The organism is Pseudomonas sp. PSB18, from assembly GCF_014596565.1.
In the GTDB taxonomy this organism is placed as follows: domain Bacteria; phylum Pseudomonadota; class Gammaproteobacteria; order Pseudomonadales; family Pseudomonadaceae; genus Aquipseudomonas.
In genome coordinates this window covers 1-19699 of record NZ_NOIN01000018.1, presented here as the reverse complement: position 1 = coordinate 19699, position 19699 = coordinate 1, and the positions used below count along the sequence as shown (strand labels likewise).

The 19699-nt window shown below is 56.2% G+C and carries 17 protein-coding genes and 1 tRNA gene; all 18 read right to left on the bottom strand.

Annotated features, from left to right (window positions below; all coding sequences use genetic code 11):
• Nucleotides 1-7: 7 nt before the first annotated feature.
• Nucleotides 8-307, bottom strand: a complete 300-nt coding sequence (gene rplW, locus CGA22_RS26420) for a 50S ribosomal protein L23 (protein WP_002555488.1) — start codon at nucleotides 305-307, stop codon at nucleotides 8-10.
• Entirely contained in the window at nucleotides 304-906 is a 603-nt protein-coding gene (gene rplD / locus CGA22_RS26415; RefSeq protein WP_003186057.1) for a 50S ribosomal protein L4, read from the bottom strand. Before rplD ends, rplW begins: the two co-directional genes overlap by 4 nt.
• A 12-nt stretch (nucleotides 907-918) precedes the next feature.
• Nucleotides 919-1554 (bottom strand): 50S ribosomal protein L3, encoded by a 636-nt coding sequence (gene rplC, locus CGA22_RS26410; protein WP_041022493.1) that lies wholly within the window; start codon nucleotides 1552-1554, stop codon nucleotides 919-921.
• A gap of 80 nt (nucleotides 1555-1634) precedes the next feature.
• Complete coding sequence (gene rpsJ, locus CGA22_RS26405; RefSeq protein WP_003186070.1) at nucleotides 1635-1946, bottom strand: 30S ribosomal protein S10; 312 nt, start codon at nucleotides 1944-1946, stop codon at nucleotides 1635-1637.
• Nucleotides 1947-2102: 156 nt separating this feature from the next.
• Complete coding sequence (tuf, locus tag CGA22_RS26400) at nucleotides 2103-3296, bottom strand: elongation factor Tu (RefSeq protein WP_053191465.1); 1194 nt, start codon at nucleotides 3294-3296, stop codon at nucleotides 2103-2105.
• Nucleotides 3297-3327: 31 nt separating this feature from the next.
• Nucleotides 3328-5430: an elongation factor G gene (gene fusA, locus CGA22_RS26395; RefSeq protein WP_024776463.1), complete on the bottom strand. Its 2103-nt coding sequence runs from the start codon at nucleotides 5428-5430 to the stop codon at nucleotides 3328-3330.
• Nucleotides 5431-5460: 30 nt separating this feature from the next.
• On the bottom strand, nucleotides 5461-5931 hold the full coding sequence (rpsG, locus tag CGA22_RS26390; protein ID WP_024776462.1) for a 30S ribosomal protein S7: 471 nt from the start codon (nucleotides 5929-5931) through the stop codon (nucleotides 5461-5463).
• A gap of 103 nt (nucleotides 5932-6034) precedes the next feature.
• Nucleotides 6035-6406 (bottom strand): 30S ribosomal protein S12, encoded by a 372-nt coding sequence (gene rpsL, locus CGA22_RS26385; RefSeq protein ID WP_003186084.1) that lies wholly within the window; start codon nucleotides 6404-6406, stop codon nucleotides 6035-6037.
• Between the two features lie 216 nt (nucleotides 6407-6622).
• On the bottom strand, nucleotides 6623-10822 hold the full coding sequence (gene rpoC, locus CGA22_RS26380; protein WP_041023516.1) for a DNA-directed RNA polymerase subunit beta': 4200 nt from the start codon (nucleotides 10820-10822) through the stop codon (nucleotides 6623-6625).
• Nucleotides 10823-10886: 64 nt separating this feature from the next.
• Nucleotides 10887-14960, bottom strand: a complete 4074-nt coding sequence (rpoB, locus tag CGA22_RS26375; protein ID WP_024776460.1) for a DNA-directed RNA polymerase subunit beta — start codon at nucleotides 14958-14960, stop codon at nucleotides 10887-10889.
• A 219-nt stretch (nucleotides 14961-15179) separates the two neighbouring features.
• Nucleotides 15180-15545, bottom strand: coding sequence for a 50S ribosomal protein L7/L12 (gene rplL, locus CGA22_RS26370; RefSeq protein ID WP_024776459.1), 366 nt, complete (start codon nucleotides 15543-15545; stop codon nucleotides 15180-15182).
• Nucleotides 15546-15623: 78 nt separating this feature from the next.
• Nucleotides 15624-16124: a 50S ribosomal protein L10 gene (gene rplJ, locus CGA22_RS26365; RefSeq protein ID WP_024776458.1), complete on the bottom strand. Its 501-nt coding sequence runs from the start codon at nucleotides 16122-16124 to the stop codon at nucleotides 15624-15626.
• Nucleotides 16125-16322: 198 nt separating this feature from the next.
• Complete coding sequence (rplA, locus tag CGA22_RS26360) at nucleotides 16323-17018, bottom strand: 50S ribosomal protein L1 (RefSeq protein ID WP_003186095.1); 696 nt, start codon at nucleotides 17016-17018, stop codon at nucleotides 16323-16325.
• Nucleotides 17018-17449 (bottom strand): 50S ribosomal protein L11, encoded by a 432-nt coding sequence (gene rplK / locus CGA22_RS26355; RefSeq protein WP_003176435.1) that lies wholly within the window; start codon nucleotides 17447-17449, stop codon nucleotides 17018-17020. The genes rplA and rplK overlap by 1 nt, the downstream gene beginning before the upstream one ends.
• A 117-nt stretch (nucleotides 17450-17566) precedes the next feature.
• Nucleotides 17567-18100: a transcription termination/antitermination protein NusG gene (gene nusG, locus CGA22_RS26350; protein WP_010443972.1), complete on the bottom strand. Its 534-nt coding sequence runs from the start codon at nucleotides 18098-18100 to the stop codon at nucleotides 17567-17569.
• Between the two features lie 9 nt (nucleotides 18101-18109).
• Nucleotides 18110-18478 (bottom strand): preprotein translocase subunit SecE, encoded by a 369-nt coding sequence (gene secE, locus CGA22_RS26345; protein WP_024776457.1) that lies wholly within the window; start codon nucleotides 18476-18478, stop codon nucleotides 18110-18112.
• A gap of 45 nt (nucleotides 18479-18523) precedes the next feature.
• A tRNA-Trp gene (locus tag CGA22_RS26340) sits at nucleotides 18524-18599 on the bottom strand.
• A gap of 53 nt (nucleotides 18600-18652) precedes the next feature.
• The coding region (gene tuf / locus CGA22_RS26335) for an elongation factor Tu (protein ID WP_188258755.1) at nucleotides 18653-19699 on the bottom strand (1047 nt) is incomplete at its 5' end.

Genomic DNA, 19699 nt, shown 5'->3' with positions numbered 1-19699 from the left:
CCCTTCCTTACTCAGCACTGCTGCTGAAATCGAGATCTTGGCCTGGCTGAAGGGAGATAACTGCCTTCTTCCAGTCATTACGCTTGCCCAGACCGCGAGCAGTGCGCTTGCTTTTACCCAGAACATTCAGGGTAGTCACGCGCTCTACTTTCACGCTGAACAGGCTTTCGACGGCCTTCTTGATTTCCAGCTTGGTTGCGTCGGTAGCAACCTTGAAAACGAACTGGCCTTTCTTGTCTGCCAGAACCGTAGCCTTCTCGGAAACGTGCGGGCCAAGCAGAACTTTAAATACGCGTTCCTGGTTCATCCCAGCAGCTCCTCGAATTTCTTCACGGCCGACACGGTGATCAACACCTTGTCGTATGCGATCAGACTGACCGGATCGGAACCCTGTACGTCACGAACATCGACGTGCGGCAGGTTACGAGCAGCCAGGTACAGGTTCTGATCAACAGCGTCAGACACGATCAGGACGTCAGTCAGGCCCATGCCATTCAGCTTGTTCAGCAGATCTTTGGTTTTCGGTGCTTCAACAGCGAAGTCCTGAACCACGACCAGACGATCAGTACGCACCAGCTCAGCAAGGATGGAACGCATTGCTGCGCGATACATCTTCTTGTTCAGCTTCTGGGAGTGATCCTGAGGACGAGCTGCGAAAGTGGTACCGCCGCCACGCCAGATTGGGCTACGGATAGTACCGGCACGAGCACGGCCAGTACCTTTCTGACGCCATGGGCGCTTACCGCCACCGGAAACGTCGGAACGGGTCTTTTGCTGCTTGCTACCTTGACGGCCGCCAGCCATGTAGGCCACGACTGCTTGGTGAACCAGCGTCTCGTTGAATTCGCCGCCAAATGTCAGTTCGGAAACTTCGATCGCTTGAGCGTCATTTACATTTAATTGCATGTCAGCTTCCCCTTAACCGCGAGCCTTGGCTGCTGGACGTACAACCACGTTGCCGCCAGTAGCGCCAGGAACAGCGCCCTTGACCAACAACAGATTGCGTTCAGCGTCCACGCGCACTACTTCGAGGGACTGCACGGTCACGCGCTCGGCGCCCATATGACCGGACATTTTTTTGCCCTTGAATACACGACCAGGAGTCTGGCACTGGCCGATAGAGCCTGGAACGCGGTGGGATACGGAGTTACCGTGGGTGTTATCTTGCCCGCGGAAGTTCCAACGCTTGATCGTACCCTGGAAGCCTTTACCTTTGGACTGACCGGTTACATCAACCAGTTGACCAGCAGCGAAGATTTCAGCGTTGATCAGATCGCCGGCCTGGTACTCGCCTTCTTCAAGACGGAATTCCAGTACGGTACGACCAGCGGCAACGTTCGCCTTGGCGAAGTGGCCAGCTTGAGCAGCTGTTACACGCGAAGCACGACGCTCGCCGACAGTGACTTGCACTGCACGATAGCCATCGGTCTCTTCAGTTTTGAACTGGGTGACGCGATTCGGCTCGATCTCAATGACCGTGACCGGAATGGAGACACCTTCTTCGGTGAAAATACGGGTCATACCGCATTTACGACCGACTACACCAATAGTCATGTTGTAAACCTCATGAGTGTACGGGGCTTTCACCCGCTATGGCCGCCCATTTCAGAGCGTTACACGACTAAGACCGAGTCTTAGCCGAGGCTGATCTGCACTTCCACACCGGCCGCAAGATCGAGCTTCATAAGTGCATCAACGGTTTTATCCGTTGGCTGGACGATGTCCAGAACGCGCTTATGAGTACGGATCTCGTACTGGTCACGCGCGTCTTTGTTGACGTGCGGGGAGACCAGAACGGTGAACCGCTCTTTACGGGTAGGCAGTGGAATTGGACCACGCACTTGAGCACCAGTACGTTTCGCGGTTTCCACGATTTCCTGGGTGGATTGGTCGATCAGGCGATGGTCAAAAGCCTTCAACCTGATACGGATTTGCTGATTTTGCATTGGATTTCAGACTCCGGCTGCTATTCCCACCGGGCGCAATACGCCCGTTAAAAGGAGGCGCAATTCTATAGACGCCCCTGATAGGTGTCAACCCAATAAAAAAGCCCCCGCTAAGCGGGGGCTTTTTCAACTCATCAAGCAGACTCTAAAAGAGACTTACTCGATGACTTTGGCTACGACGCCAGCGCCGACGGTACGACCGCCTTCACGGATAGCGAAACGCAGACCGTCTTCCATCGCGATGGTTTTGATCAGAGTGACAGTCATCTGGATGTTGTCACCTGGCATTACCATTTCAACGCCTTCTGGCAGCTCGCAGTTACCAGTCACGTCAGTTGTACGGAAGTAGAACTGTGGACGGTAGCCTTTGAAGAACGGAGTATGACGACCGCCTTCTTCCTTGCTCAGAACGTAAACTTCTGCAACGAACTTGGTGTGCGGCTTGACGGTGCCTGGCTTGACCAGAACCTGGCCACGCTCAACGTCGTCACGCTTGGTGCCGCGCAGCAGTACGCCGCAGTTCTCGCCAGCACGACCTTCGTCGAGCAGCTTGCGGAACATTTCAACGCCGGTGCAGGTAGTTTTCTGAGTGTCGCGCAGACCGACGATCTCAACTTCTTCCTGGATACGGACGATGCCACGCTCAACACGACCAGTCACAACAGTACCGCGACCGGAGATCGAGAACACGTCCTCGATTGGCATCAGGAACGGCTTGTCGATAGCACGCTCTGGCTCTGGGATGTAGCTGTCCAGAGTTTCCACCAGCTTCTTGACAGCAGTGGTGCCCATTTCGTTGTCGTCTTGGCCGTTCAGAGCCATCAGAGCCGAACCGATGATGATTGGAGTGTCATCACCTGGGAAATCGTAAGTGCTCAGCAGGTCGCGCACTTCCATCTCAACCAGTTCCAGCAGCTCAGCGTCGTCAACCATGTCAGCCTTGTTCAGGAAGACAACGATGTACGGAACGCCTACCTGACGGGACAGCAGGATGTGCTCACGGGTTTGTGGCATCGGACCATCAGCGGCCGAGCAAACCAGGATCGCGCCGTCCATCTGGGCAGCACCGGTGATCATGTTTTTTACGTAGTCGGCGTGACCTGGGCAGTCAACGTGTGCGTAGTGACGCACGGCCGAATCGTATTCAACGTGAGCGGTGTTGATGGTGATACCGCGAGCTTTTTCTTCCGGGGCGCTGTCGATTTTGTCGAAGTCAACCTTGGCCGAACCGAAAACTTCGGAGCAGACGCGGGTCAGAGCAGCGGTCAGAGTGGTTTTACCGTGGTCAACGTGACCGATGGTGCCAACGTTGACGTGCGGTTTGTTACGTTCAAATTTTTCTTTAGCCACGACAATTAACTCCTAGCCTAAAGGGGCTGAATCAGCCTTGTTTTTTAACGATAGCTTCGACGACGTTCGACGGAGCCTCGGAGTATTTGGAGAATTCCATAGAGTAGCTCGCGCGACCCTGGGACATGGAACGAACGTCGGTTGCGTAACCGAACATCTCGCCCAGCGGAACCTCGGCACGGATAACCTTACCGGAAACCGTGTCTTCCATACCCTGGATCAGACCGCGACGACGGTTCAGGTCACCCATCACGTCGCCCATGTAGTCCTCAGGTGTTACGACTTCAACCTTCATGATCGGCTCAAGAACAACACCGCCACCTTTGGTAGCCAGTTGCTTGGTCGCCATGGAGGCCGCCACCTTGAACGCCATCTCGTTGGAGTCGACGTCGTGGTAAGAACCATCGAACACGGTAGCCTTCAGGCCGATCAGCGGATAGCCGGCGACAACGCCGTTCTTCATCTGCTCTTCGATACCCTTCTGGATAGCCGGGATGTATTCCTTCGGAACCACACCACCCACTACTTCGTTCACGAATTGCAGACCTTCCTGACCTTCGTCAGCAGGCGCAAAACGGATCCAGCAGTGGCCGAACTGACCACGACCGCCGGACTGGCGAACGAACTTGCCTTCGATCTCACAAGCCTTCGTGATCTTCTCACGATAGGAAACCTGTGGCTTACCGATGTTGGCTTCGACGTTGAACTCACGGCGCATCCGGTCAACCAGGATGTCCAGGTGCAACTCGCCCATGCCGGAGATGATCGTCTGACCAGTCTCTTCATCGGTCTTGACGCGGAAAGACGGGTCTTCCTGAGCGAGCTTGCCCAGAGCGATACCCATTTTTTCCTGGTCATCCTTGGTTTTCGGCTCAACGGCAACCGAGATAACCGGCTCCGGGAAGTCCATGCGAACCAGGATGATTGGCTTGTCAGCGGAGCACAGGGTGTCACCCGTGGTGACGTCCTTCATGCCGATCAGGGCCGCGATGTCGCCAGCGCGTACTTCCTTGATCTCTTCGCGGGTGTTTGCGTGCATTTGCACCATACGACCCACGCGCTCTTTCTTGCCCTTGACCGAGTTGATCACGCCGTCGCCGGAGTTCAACACGCCCGAGTAAACGCGAGCAAATGTCAGGGTACCCACGAATGGGTCGGTAGCGATCTTGAACGCCAGAGCCGAGAACGGCTCGTTGTCGTCTGCATGACGCTCCATTTCGACAGTTTCGTCATCCGGGTCGGAACCCTTGATGGCTGGAATGTCGACTGGTGCAGGCAGGTAGTCGATAACGGCATCGAGAACCAGGGGAACACCCTTGTTCTTGAACGAGGAACCGCAAACAGCCAGAACGATTTCGCCAGCGATGGTGCGCTGACGCAGAGCAGCCTTGATCTCTTCGATCGACAGCTCTTCGCCTTCCAGGTACTTGTTCATCAGCTCTTCGTTGGCTTCGGCGGCCGCCTCAACCATGTTGCTGCGCCACTCTTCAGCCAGCTCTTGCAGCTCAGCCGGGATCGGACCACGAATGGCAGCCATACCCTTGTCGCCGTCGTTCCAACGAACAGCTTCCATGGTCATCAGATCGATCTGACCTTCGAAGTTGTCTTCGGAACCGATAGCCAACTGGATAGGCACCGGAGTGTGACCCAGACGCTGCTTGATCTGACCGATCACGCGCAGGAAGTTGGCACCAGCACGGTCCATCTTGTTCACGTAAACAAGACGCGGAACGCCGTATTTGTTGGCTTGACGCCATACGGTTTCAGACTGAGGCTCAACACCGGAAGTACCGCAGAACACAACGACAGCGCCGTCGAGTACGCGCAGCGAACGCTCTACTTCAATGGTGAAGTCAACGTGGCCGGGGGTATCGATGATGTTGAAGCGGTGCTTAGGGAATTGCTTGTTCGAGCCTTCCCAGAAAGCAGTAGTAGCAGCGGAGGTAATGGTAATACCCCGCTCCTGCTCTTGTACCATCCAGTCCATGGTCGCGGCGCCATCATGCACCTCGCCCATTTTGTGGTTTACGCCCGTGTAGAACAGGACGCGCTCGGTGGTAGTGGTTTTACCCGCATCCACGTGAGCAACGATACCAATGTTACGGTAGCGTTTAATATCGGTTGTACGAGCCATAAAGCCCTCGCAAATTGAGTGACGCTAAAATTAGAAGCGGTAGTGCGAGAAAGCCTTGTTGGCCTCAGCCATACGGTGCACGTCTTCACGCTTCTTAACTGCAGCACCTTTACCTTCAGCAGCGTCCAGCAGCTCACCAGCCAAACGCAGAGCCATGGACTTCTCGCCGCGCTTGCGGGCGAAGTCTACGAGCCAGCGCATGGCCAGAGCGTTACGACGGGACGGACGAACTTCGACCGGAACCTGGTAGGTAGCACCGCCTACGCGGCGCGACTTCACTTCGACCAGCGGAGCGATGGCGTCGAGTGCTTTTTCGAAGAGTTCCAGGGGATCGGAGTTCTTACGCTCTTTAACTTTTTCCAGCGCGCCATAAACAATACGTTCGGCAACGGCTTTCTTGCCGCTTTCCATTACGTGGTTCATGAACTTGGCGAGAATCTGGCTTCCGTATTTCGGATCGTCCAGAATCTCACGTTTGGCTGCTACGCGACGTCTTGGCATTGATAAGCCCTCAAACGGTCTTCAGGTTAGCCCGGGACAGCAAACGCGTGCCCGACCTTACTCTTATCGACTCAATAAAAATGAAAAACTGCAAAACGACCGATTACTTCGGACGCTTGGTACCGTACTTCGAACGACCCTGGTTACGGCCTTTAACGCCGGAGGTATCCAAGGAGCCGCGAACGGTGTGGTAACGAACACCTGGCAAGTCTTTTACACGACCGCCGCGGATCAGTACCACGCTGTGCTCTTGCAGGTTGTGGCCTTCACCGCCGATGTACGAGGAAACCTCGAAACCGTTGGTCAGACGCACACGGCATACTTTACGCAGTGCCGAGTTAGGTTTTTTCGGCGTGGTGGTATACACACGGGTGCATACGCCACGACGTTGCGGGCAGTTCTGCAGCGCAGGTACGTCGGATTTCTCGACGATACGCTTACGCGGCTGACGTACCAGCTGGTTGATAGTTGCCATCTACTAGCTCCACTGTTGTCTTGCGACGCTATTGTCTTACAAGAAAAGCAAAATGGCAGGAACGAATTCCCGCCAAATTTAGGGGATCAAGAGTCTAAAGAGGATCTTGTCCCCAGTCAAGGCAAGGCCCCGACCTCCCCGCTCACCGGATCTCGACAATTTGTCTCGATCCGGCGAATGAGGCGACCAGGGCCAGGCACTTAATTACTGCAGAACTCAGTTACCGCTCGAGTTCAACGCTTCGGTCAGTGCAGCTTCCACTTCACTGGCGCTTACGCGCAACGGCTTGTCTGCATCACGACGACGCTTGCGCTCGCTGTGATAGGCCAAACCGGTACCAGCCGGGATCAGACGACCCACGACCACGTTTTCCTTCAGGCCGCGCAGGTAATCGCGCTTGCCGGTGACCGCCGCTTCGGTCAACACCCGGGTGGTTTCCTGGAAGGAAGCCGCCGAGATGAACGATTCGGTGGACAACGACGCCTTGGTAATACCCAGCAGGACGCGGGTGAACTTGGCGACAAACTTGTCTTCCGTGCTCAGACGCTCGTTCTCTACCAGTACGTGAGTCAGTTCCATCTGGTCGCCCTTGATGAAGCTGGAGTCGCCGGACTCGGAGATCTCAACTTTACGCAGCATCTGACGCAGGATGGTCTCGATGTGCTTGTCGTTGATCTTCACGCCTTGCAGACGATAAACGTCCTGGATCTCGTTCACGATGTACTTGGCCAGCGCACTCACACCCAGCAGACGCAGGATGTCGTGTGGATCGCTCGGGCCGTCGGAGATAACTTCGCCGCGGTTTACCTGTTCGCCTTCGAAGACGTTCAGGTGACGCCACTTCGGAATCAGCTCTTCATACGGATCGCTACCGTCGTTCGGGGTAATGACCAGACGGCGCTTGCCCTTGGTCTCTTTACCGAACGCGATGGTGCCGCTGACTTCAGCCAGAATCGACGCTTCTTTCGGACGACGGGCTTCGAACAGGTCGGCAACACGCGGCAGACCACCGGTGATGTCGCGGGTCTTCGAAGTTTCTTGCGGGATACGAGCGATAACGTCACCGATCGCGATCCGCGCACCGTCCGCTACACCGACCAGGGCGTTGGCTGGCAGGAAGTACTGAGCGATTACGTCAGTGCCTGGCAGCAACAGGTCCTTGCCGTTGTCGTCGACCATCTTCACGGCTGGACGGATGTCCTTGCCGGCAGCTGGACGATCTTTGGCGTCGAGTACTTCAATGTTGGTCATACCGGTCAATTCGTCGGTCTGACGCTTGATCGTGATGCCTTCTTCCATGCCCACGTAGGTCACGGTACCTTTCATCTCGGTGACGATCGGGTGAGTGTGCGGATCCCACTTGGCCACGATTGCGCCAGCTTCGACCTTGTCGCCTTCCTTCACCGAAATCACAGCACCGTAAGGCAGCTTGTAACGCTCGCGCTCACGACCGAAGTCGTCCGCGATCGCCAGCTCACCCGAACGGGATACAGCTACCAGGTGACCATCCACACGCTCAACGTGCTTCAGGTTATGCAGGCGGACAGTACCGCCATTCTTCACCTGAACGCTGTCGGCCGCAGAGGTCCGGCTCGCCGCACCACCGATGTGGAACGTACGCATCGTCAGCTGGGTACCCGGCTCACCGATGGACTGGGCCGCGATAACGCCGACCGCTTCACCGATGTTCACCTGGTGACCGCGAGCCAGGTCGCGACCGTAGCACTTGGCGCAGATGCCGTAGCGGGTTTCGCAGCTGATCGGAGAACGCACGATCACTTCGTCGATGCTGTTGAGCTCGATGAATTCGACCCACTTCTCGTCGACCAGGGTGCCAGCAGGAACGATCACGTCCTCGGTACCCGGCTTGAAGACGTCACGGGCAATGACACGGCCCAGTACGCGCTCACCCAACGGCTCGACAACGTCACCGCCTTCAATGTGCGGCGTCATCAGCAGGCCATGTTCGGTGCCGCAATCGATCTCGGTCACGACCAGATCCTGCGCCACGTCTACCAGACGACGAGTCAGGTAACCGGAGTTCGCGGTTTTCAACGCGGTATCCGCAAGACCCTTACGAGCACCGTGCGTGGAGATGAAGTACTGGAGTACGCTCAGACCTTCACGGAAGTTCGCTGTAATCGGGGTCTCGATGATGGAGCCGTCCGGCTTGGCCATCAGGCCACGCATACCGGCGAGCTGACGGATCTGCGCAGCAGAACCCCGCGCACCCGAGTCAGCCATCATGTACATCGAGTTGAAGGACTCCTGGTCGACTTCGTCGCCGTGGCGGTCGATGACCTTCTCTTTCGAGAGGTTGGCCATCATCGCCTTGGAGACTTCGTCGTTCGCCTTCGACCAGAGGTCGATTACCTTGTTGTACTTCTCGCCCTGGGTTACCAGGCCGGAGGCGTACTGGCTTTCGATCTCTTTCACTTCTTCGGTAGCAGCACCGATGATGCGGGCTTTTTCATCCGGGATAACGAAGTCGTTAACACCGATGGAAACACCGGAGATGGTCGAATAGGCAAAACCGGTGTACATCAACTGGTCAGCGAAGATCACGGTCTCTTTCAGACCCACCACGCGATAGCACTGGTTGATCAGCTTGGAGATCGCCTTTTTCTTCATCGGCAGGTTGACGACGTCGAAGGACAGACCTTTCGGCACCACCTGGAACAACAGCGCACGGCCGACGGTAGTGTCGACGATACGGGTGTTGGTCACGCTGTTGCCGTCACGATCGTTCACGGTTTCGTTGATCCGCACCTTGACCTTGGCGTGCAGTGCGGCTTCGCCGGCACGGAACACACGGTCAACTTCCTGCAGATCCGCGAACACCCGACCTTCGCCCTTGGCGTTGATCGCTTCACGAGTCATGTAATACAGACCCAATACAACGTCCTGCGACGGAACGATGATTGGCTCACCGTTGGCTGGCGACAGGATGTTGTTGGTGGACATCATCAGCGCGCGCGCTTCGAGCTGGGCTTCCAGCGTCAGCGGCACGTGCACGGCCATCTGGTCGCCGTCGAAGTCGGCGTTGTACGCAGCACAGACCAACGGGTGCAGCTGGATAGCCTTACCTTCGATCAGTACCGGTTCAAACGCCTGGATACCCAGACGGTGAAGGGTCGGTGCACGGTTGAGCAGCACCGGGTGTTCGCGAATCACTTCGGCGAGAACGTCCCAGACCTCTGGCAGCTCGCGCTCGACCATCTTCTTCGCAGCCTTGATGGTGGTCGCCAGACCACGCATTTCCAGCTTGCCGAAAATGAACGGCTTGAACAGTTCCAGAGCCATTTTCTTAGGCAGACCGCACTGGTGCAGACGCAGGGTCGGACCTACGGTAATTACCGAACGACCGGAGTAGTCAACGCGCTTACCGAGCAAGTTCTGACGGAAACGACCTTGCTTACCCTTGATCATGTCAGCCAGGGATTTCAGAGGACGCTTGTTGGAACCGGTGATAGCGCGGCCACGACGACCGTTGTCGAGCAGTGCGTCGACCGCTTCCTGCAACATACGCTTTTCGTTGCGCACGATGATGTCCGGAGCGGACAGGTCGAGCAGGCGCTTCAAGCGGTTGTTACGGTTGATCACCCGACGATACAGATCGTTGAGGTCGGAAGTCGCGAAACGACCGCCATCGAGCGGAACCAGTGGACGCAGATCTGGCGGCAGAACCGGCAGAACGGTCAGCACCATCCACTCTGGCAGGTTGCCGGAGCCCTGGAAGGCCTCCATCAACTTCAGACGCTTGGACAGCTTCTTGATCTTGGTTTCGGAGTTGGTTTGCGGAATTTCTTCACGCAGACGGCCAATCTCGTGCTCCAGGTCGATCGCGTGCAGCAGTTCGCGGACAGCTTCGGCACCCATGCGGGCATCGAAATCGTCGCCGAATTCTTCCAGCGCCTCGAAATACTGCTCGTCGTTCAGCAACTGACCTTTTTCAAGGGTGGTCATGCCTGGATCGATAACGACATAGCTCTCGAAGTAGAGAACGCGTTCGATATCACGCAGGGTCATGTCCATCAGCAGGCCGATACGGGACGGCAGCGATTTCAGGAACCAGATGTGGGCAACCGGCGACGCCAGCTCGATGTGCGCCATGCGCTCACGACGAACTTTTGCCAGTGCAACTTCAACGCCGCACTTCTCGCAGATCACACCACGATGCTTCAAGCGCTTGTACTTACCGCACAGGCACTCGTAATCCTTTACCGGGCCAAAGATCTTGGCGCAGAACAGGCCGTCACGCTCAGGTTTGAACGTACGGTAGTTGATGGTTTCCGGCTTTTTTACTTCACCGAACGACCACGAACGGATCATCTCAGGCGAGGCCAATCCGATACGGATGGCGTCGAACTCTTCGACTTGACCCTGGTTTTTCAGCAAATTCAGTAGGTCTTTCAAGGCCTTTCCTCCTGGCGGAGCAGAGAGCGGGCAGGACAGCCCCGCTCTCGATTCGCGTCACGTGTTATTCGGTTTCCAGATCGATATCGATGCCGAGGGAACGAATTTCTTTGATCAACACGTTGAAGGACTCGGGCATGCCCGGCTCCATACGGTGATCGCCGTCCACGATGTTCTTGTACATCTTGGTCCGACCGTTCACATCGTCCGACTTCACTGTGAGCATTTCTTGCAGAGTGTATGCAGCACCGTACGCTTCCAGTGCCCAGACCTCCATCTCCCCGAAACGCTGACCACCGAACTGCGCCTTACCACCCAGCGGTTGCTGGGTAACCAGGCTGTAAGAACCGGTAGAACGAGCGTGCATCTTGTCGTCCACCAAGTGGTTCAGCTTCAGCATGTACATGTAGCCAACGGTAACCGGGCGCTCGAACTTGTTGCCGGTACGACCATCGAACAGCTGCATCTGGCCGCTTTCCGGCAGATCCGCCAGTTTCAGCATGGCCTTGATTTCAACTTCCTTGGCACCGTCGAACACCGGAGTGGCCATTGGAACGCCGCCCTTGAGGTTCTTCGCCAGATCCAGGATTTCCTGGTCGGAGAAGCTGTCGAGCTCTTCGTTACGACCGCCGATCTCGTTGTAGATCTCGTGCAGGAACTTGCGCAGGTCAGCGACCTTGCGCTGCTCTTCGAGCATGCGGTTGATCTTCTCGCCCAAGCCCTTGGCCGCGAGGCCCAGATGGGTTTCAAGGATCTGACCGACGTTCATACGCGAAGGTACGCCCAGCGGGTTGAGAACGACGTCGACCGGAGTACCGTTGGCATCGTGCGGCATGTCTTCAACCGGCATGATCACGGAGACCACACCCTTGTTACCGTGACGACCGGCCATCTTGTCGCCTGGCTGGATGCGACGGCGGATTGCCAGGTAGACCTTGACGATCTTCAGTACGCCCGGAGCCAGGTCATCGCCCTGCTGCAGCTTGCGCTTCTTGTCTTCGAACTTGTCGTCCAGCAGACGACGGCGATCAACGATATAAGCCTGAGCCTTCTCGAGCTGCTCGTTCAACGCGTCTTCAGCCATGCGCAGTTTGAACCACTGGCCATGCTCAAGACCGTCGAGGACTTCGTCGGTGATTTCCTGACCTTTCTTCAGGCCGGCGCCGCCTTCGGCCTTGTGGCCAACCAGCGCTGCGCGCAGACGTTCGAAAGTCGCGCCTTCAACGATACGGAACTCTTCGTTCAGGTCCTTGCGGATCTCGTCGAGCTGAGTCTTCTCGATGGACAGTGCACGGGCATCACGCTCAACGCCGTCACGAGTGAAGACCTGTACGTCGATGACAGTACCCTTGGTGCCGGTAGGCACGCGCAGGGAGGTGTCCTTAACGTCGCTGGCCTTCTCACCGAAGATCGCACGCAGCAGTTTTTCTTCCGGAGTCAGCTGGGTCTCGCCCTTCGGGGTGACCTTGCCGACCAGGATGTCGCCAGCGCCTACTTCGGCACCTACATAAACGATACCGGCTTCGTCCAGCTTGTTCAGTGCAGCCTCACCCACGTTCGGGATGTCCGCAGTGATTTCCTCTGGGCCAAGCTTGGTGTCACGGGCCACACAGGTCAGTTCCTGAATGTGGATCGTGGTGAAGCGATCTTCCTGAACCACACGCTCGGACAGGCAGATGGAGTCTTCGAAGTTGAAGCCGTTCCACGCCATGAACGCGATGCGCATGTTCTGACCCAGAGCCAGTTCACCCATGTCGGTGGACGGACCGTCAGCCATGATGTCGCTGCGCTGGACCCGATCACCTTTGCTCACCAGCGGACGCTGGTTGATGCAGGTGTTCTGGTTGGAACGGGTGTATTTGGTCAGGTTGTAGATGTCGACACCGGCTTCGCCCGGCTCAACTTCGTCATCGGCAACACGAACCACGATACGGCTTGCATCGACGGAATCGATCACACCGCCACGACGAGCCACGACGCAAACGCCGGAGTCACGGGCAACGTTACGCTCCATGCCGGTACCTACCAGCGGCTTGTCGGCACGCAGGGTCGGTACAGCTTGACGCTGCATGTTCGAACCCATCAACGCACGGTTGGCGTCGTCGTGCTCGAGGAACGGGATCAGCGACGCTGCGACCGAAACAACCTGCTTCGGCGACACGTCCATCAGGGTGACGTCTTCCGGCGCCTTGACGGTGAACTCGTTCAGGTGACGAACAGCTACCAGCTCGTCGATCAGCACTTTCTTGTCGTTCATCGTGGCCGAAGCCTGAGCGATCACGTGATCGGCTTCTTCGATGGCGGACAGGAACACGATCTCGTCGGTGACCAGAGCGTCTTTCACCACGCGGTACGGGCTCTCGAGGAAGCCGTACTGGTTGGTGCGCGCATAGGCGGCCAGGGAGTTGATCAGACCGATGTTCGGACCTTCCGGCGTTTCGATCGGGCAGACACGACCGTAGTGGGTCGGGTGTACGTCACGAACTTCGAAGCCTGCACGCTCACGGGTCAGACCACCTGGGCCGAGTGCGGAGACACGACGCTTGTGGGTGATCTCGGACAGCGGGTTGTTCTGGTCCATGAACTGGGACAGCTGGCTGGAACCGAAGAACTCTTTCACCGCCGCCGCTACCGGCTTGGCGTTGATCAGGTCTTGCGGCATCAGGCCTTCGCTTTCAGCCATCGACAGACGTTCCTTGACCGCGCGCTCTACACGCACCAGGCCAACACGGAACTGGTTCTCGGCCATTTCGCCTACGCAGCGAACACGACGGTTACCCAGGTGGTCGATGTCATCGACGATGCCCTTGCCGTTACGGATGTCGACCAGGGTCTTGAGTACTGCAACGATGTCATCCTTGTTCAGCACGCCCGAACCTTCGATCTCGGTACGACCGATACGACGGTTGAACTTCATCCGGCCGACCGCAGACAGGTCATAGCGCTCAGGACTGAAGAACAGGTTGTTGAACAGGGTTTCGGCAGCATCCTTGGTTGGCGGCTCGCCAGGACGCATCATGCGATAGATCTCGACCAGCGCTTCCAGTTGGTTGCCGGTGGAGTCGATCTTCAACGTATCGGAAATGAACGGACCGCAGTCGATATCGTTGGTGTACAGAGTTTCGATACGAACGACCTGGGCCTTGACGATTTTCGCCAGGATCTCGGTGCTCAGTTCGGTATTGCACTCTGCGAGGATTTCGCCGGTGGCCGGGTGCACGATGACCTTGGCCGTGGTGCGACCGAGGACGTAGTCCATAGGCACCTGCAGCTCTTTGATCCCGGCCTTTTCCAGCTGGTTGATGTGACGGGCAGTGATACGACGACCCTGCTCGACAATAACCTTGCCCTTGTCGTCCTGGATATCGAGGACCGCGATTTCACCGCGCAGGCGCTGAGGCACCAGTTCCAGGCTGAGGTTTTCACCCTGCACATGGAAAACGTTGGTGGTGTAGAACGCGTCCAGCACTTCTTCCGTGGTGTAACCGAGCGCACGCAGCAGCACCGATGCAGGCAGCTTGCGACGACGGTCGATACGCACGAATACGCAGTCTTTCGGGTCGAACTCGAAGTCCAACCAGGAACCGCGGTAAGGAATGATGCGCGCGGAGTAGAGCAGTTTGCCGGAGCTGTGCGTCTTGCCACGGTCGTGGTCGAAGAACACGCCCGGAGAACGGTGCAGCTGGGAAACGATTACACGCTCGGTACCGTTGATAACGAAGGTACCGTTCTCAGTCATCAGGGGGATTTCACCCATGTAGACTTCTTGCTCTTTGATGTCCTTGATCGCTTTGTTCGACGATTCTTTGTCGAAAATGATCAGGCGCACTTTTACCCGCAAAGGTACGGCGTAAGTTACACCGCGCAATACGCATTCTTTGACATCAAATGCCGGTTCGCCCAGGCGATAACCGACGTACTCCAGCGCAGCATTGCCGGAGTAGCTGATGATCGGGAAAACGGATTTGAAGGCCGCATGCAGGCCCACGTCGCGGAACTGATCTTTAGTCGCTCCCGCTTGCAAGAATTCACGATACGAATCCAGCTGGATGGCCAGGAGGTACGGCACATCCATGACGTCCGGCAACTTGCTAAAGTCCTTGCGGATACGTTTTTTCTCAGTATATGAGTAAGCCATCAGCGTTCCCCAGCTTGGTCACCTGCTTGTTTGGCTCCCCCCGACGGGAGCAGCCAGAAAATCGTGCAAACCCCATGGTTTGCGCCACCGCCTCGGGTGGTTACAGCTCGTTACCGGCACCGACCCAATCGGCTGCCAATAACGGAAAAAGGCCGGTGGCAAGAGCCACCAGCCATCAGCCTTTCGCTTGACGCTCGGGCTGGAGACGCAAGGTCGAAGTTACTTAACTTCGACGGAAGCGCCTGCTTCTTCCAGCTTCTTCTTCGCGTCTTCAGCAGCTTCTTTCGAAACGCCTTCAGCGATAACCTGAGGAGCGGTGTCAACCTTCTCCTTGGCTTCTTTCAGACCCAGACCGGTCAGTTCGCGAACAGCCTTGATCACGTTGACTTTCTTGTCGCCAGCGGCGGTCAGAACAACGTTGAACTCGGTTTGTTCTTCAACGACAGCAGCTGGACCAGCAGCAGCAACGGTAGCAGCAGCGGCAGTAACGCCGAACTTCTCTTCCATTGCCTTGATCAGCTCAACGATTTCCATTACGGATTTTTCGCCGATTGCTTCGATGATTTGTTCGTTAGTCAGAGACATGACTCAATTCCTGAATTGGGGGATAGCCTGCAAGGCCATCGAAATAAACAAAAATACGCGAGGAGGAAACGCTCAGCCTCAGGCTGCAGCAGCTTCTTTCTGATCGCGAATTGCCGCCAGAGTACGAGCCAACTTGCTGGTAGCGCCTTGAATCACGCTCATCAGCTGAGAAATTGCTTCGTCACGGGTCGGCAGAGTTGCCAGTACGTCGATTTGGTTAGCTGCGAGGAACTTGCCCTCGAACGCAGCTGCCTTGATCTCGAACTTGTCCTGACCCTTTGCGAACTCTTTGAAGATACGGGCAGCAGCGCCCGGATGTTCTTTCGAGAATGCAATCAGGGTCGGGCCGACGAACGCGTCGTTGAGCACGTCATATTGAGTGCCTTCAACAGCGCGCTTCAGCAGGGTGTTACGTACGACACGTACATAAACACCAGCTTCGCGGGCCTCTTTACGGAGTCCGGTCATAGCGCCTACTGTTACGCCACGGGCATCAGCCACGACAGCGGACAGAGCGACTTTGGCAGCCTCGTTGACTTCAGCGACGATGGCCTTCTTGTCTTCGAGTTTAATTGCCACGGGTTTAACTCCTGCTTGTTACCGTTTCATCCGATCGAAACCGAATGTCGTTTTGGTGTCTGATTCGGTAAGGAACCGGGAGCACCATCTGCGTAGGCTTGTGGTTTAAGACTTACGTCGCCTACGGTCTTGGATAGCCCCCGCCAGGCAGGGACCCCAATTTTTCAATTGGCGCAATTACTTGCGCCAATCTGTGTCTTACGCGTCCAGCGAGCTCTGGTCGATGACCAGACCTGGGCCCATGGTGGTGCTCAGGGTAACGCGCTTGACGTAGATACCTTTCGAGGAAGCCGGCTTGATACGCTTCAGATCAGCGATCAGGGCTTCAACGTTTTCCTTCAGCTTGACGGCATCGAAACCGATCTTGCCAACGGAAGTGTGGATGATGCCGTTTTTGTCGGTGCGATAACGAACCTGACCAGCCTTCGCGTTCTTGACTGCGGTAGCTACGTCTGGGGTTACGGTGCCGACTTTCGGGTTAGGCATCAGACCACGTGGACCGAGGATCTGACCCAGTTGACCTACAACGCGCATGGCATCTGGAGATGCGATTACTACGTCATAGTTCAGGTCGCCGCCTTTCATTTCAGCAGCCAGATCGTCCATGCCTACGCGATCAGCGCCAGCAGCCAGAGCAGCTTCAGCTGCTGGGCCCTGGGTGAAAACAGCAACACGGACAGTCTTGCCAGTGCCGTGTGGCAGCACGGTAGCGCTACGAACGACCTGGTCGGATTTACGTGGGTCAACGCCCAGGTTTACAGCAACGTCGAACGACTCGCTGAACTTGACAGTCGACAGCTCAGCCAGCAGAGCTGCGGCGTCTACAAAGTTGTAGGCCTTGCCTGCTTCGATTTTGCCGGCGATAGCCTTTTGACGCTTGGTCAGCTTAGCCATTACACACCCTCCACGTTAAGGCCCATGCTACGAGCAGAACCGGCGATAGTACGCACGGCTGCATCCATATCAGCTGCAGTCAGATCCGCGTTTTTGGTCTTCGCGATTTCTTCCAGCTGAGCACGGGTAACGGTGCCAACCTTAACGGTGTTTGGACGAGCGGAACCGCTGGTCAAACCTGCAGCCTTCTTCAGCAGAACCGAAGCAGGGGTGCTCTTTGTTTCGAAAGTGAAGCTACGGTCGCTGTAGACAGTGATGATCACTGGAGTCGGCAGACCTGGCTCAAGACCCTGGGTACGGGCGTTGAAAGCCTTGCAGAATTCCATAATGTTCACGCCGTGCTGACCCAGAGCAGGACCAACGGGTGGACTTGGGTTAGCCTGAGCGGCCTTCACTTGCAGCTTGATGTAAGCGGTAATCTTCTTGGCCATGAGGCACTCCAATTACGGGTTCGAACGCCTCGAAAGGCTCCCCGGTTACTTGCGCGTTTATCCCAGTGACGACAAAACCCCACAGCCTTGGGCTGCGGGGTTGGGATGCCTGTTCGATCAGACCTTTTCGACCTGACTGAACTCGAGCTCCACCGGAGTAGAGCGACCGAAAATGAGCACTGCGACCTGGATCCGGCTCTTTTCGTAGTTAACTTCTTCAACCGTGCCGTTGAAATCAGCGAATGGACCATCAGTGACCCGTACAACTTCACCTGGCTCAAACAACGTTTTCGGCTTCGGCTTGTCGCTACCATCAGCGACGCGACGCAGAATTGCTTCTGCCTCTTTATCCGTGATTGGCGCAGGCTTATCAGCAGTACCGCCGATGAAGCCCATCACCCGAGGGGTATCCTTGACCAAGTGCCAAGTCCCTTCGTTCATATCCATCTGCACCAGCACATAGCCTGGAAAGAACTTGCGTTCACTTTTGCGCTTCTGGCCATTACGCATTTCAACCACTTCTTCAGTGGGAACCAGAATCTCGCCAAAGCCATCTTCCATGCCAGCCAGCTTCACACGCTCTATCAGCGAGCGCATAACATGCTTCTCGTAACCCGAGTAAGCATGCACAACGTACCAACGCTTAGCCACGGGACACCCTTAGCCAACAATCAAGGAAACGAGCCAGCCGAGCAGGGAATCAAGCCCCCACAACAGCAACGCCATAACCAGAACGACAGCCACAACGATCAACGTGGTCTGCGTGGTTTCTTGGCGAGTCGGCCATACGACTTTACGAATCTCGGTGCGGGCTTCCTTAGCGAGTACAAAGAAAGACTTGCCCTTGGCTGTCTGCAGGCCTACAAAGGCAGCAACAGCGGCGATAGCAAGCAATGCGAGTACGCGGTACAGGATCGGCGAAGCAGAAAAATACTGATTGCCAACAACGCCAACAACCACCAAAGCGACTACCACTAGCCACTTGAGCAGATCGAAGCGAGAGCCTTGAGCTTCAGCTTTAGGAGTCATCTATGAAGATCCTGTGAAAAGAAAGCCAGACACACTGAGTGAATCTGGCAGGTCAGGAGGGAATCGAACCCCCAACCTACGGTTTTGGAGACCGTCGCTCTGCCAATTGAGCTACTGACCTAAAACAAAATCAGGCCGACCATTATGCCGGCCCGAAAAAGACATTACAACTGTTTACTCGATGACTTTTGCTACGACGCCAGCGCCGACGGTACGACCGCCTTCACGGATAGCGAAACGCAGACCGTCTTCCATCGCGATGGTTTTGATCAGAGTGACAGTCATCTGGATGTTGTCACCTGGCATTACCATTTCAACGCCTTCTGGCAGCTCGCAGTTACCAGTCACGTCAGTTGTACGGAAGTAGAACTGTGGACGGTAGCCTTTGAAGAACGGAGTATGACGACCGCCTTCTTCCTTGCTCAGAACGTAAACTTCTGCAACGAACTTGGTGTGCGGCTTGACGGTGCCTGGCTTGACCAGAACCTGGCCACGCTCAACGTCGTCACGCTTGGTGCCGCGCAGCAGTACGCCGCAGTTCTCGCCAGCACGACCTTCGTCGAGCAGCTTGCGGAACATTTCAACGCCGGTGCAGGTAGTTTTCTGAGTGTCGCGCAGACCGACGATCTCAACTTCTTCCTGGATACGGACGATGCCACGCTCAACACGACCAGTCACAACAGTACCGCGACCGGAGATCGAGAACACGTCCTCGATTGGCATCAGGAACGGCTTGTCGATAGCACGCTCTGGCTCTGGGATGTAGCTGTCCAGAGTTTCCACCAGCTTCTTGACAGCAGTGGTGCCCATTTCGTTGTCGTCTTGGCCGTTCAGAGCCATCAGAGCCGAACCGATGATGATTGGAGTGTCATCACCTGGGAAATCGTAAGTGCTCAGCAGGTCGCGCACTTCCATCTCAACCAGTTCCAGCAGCTCAGCGTCGTCAACCATGTCAGCCTTGTTCAGGAAGACAACGATGTACGGAACGCCTACCTGACGGGACAGCAGGATGTGCTCACGGGTTTGTGGCATCGGACCATCAGCGGCCGAGCAAACCAGGATCGCGCCGTCCATCTGGGCAGCACCGGTGATCATGTTTTTTACGTAGTCGGCGTGACCTGGGCAGTCAACGTGTGCGTAGTGACGCACGGCCGAATCGTATTCAACGTGAGCGGTGTTGATGGTGATACCGCGAGCTTTTTCTTCCGGGGCGCTGTCGAT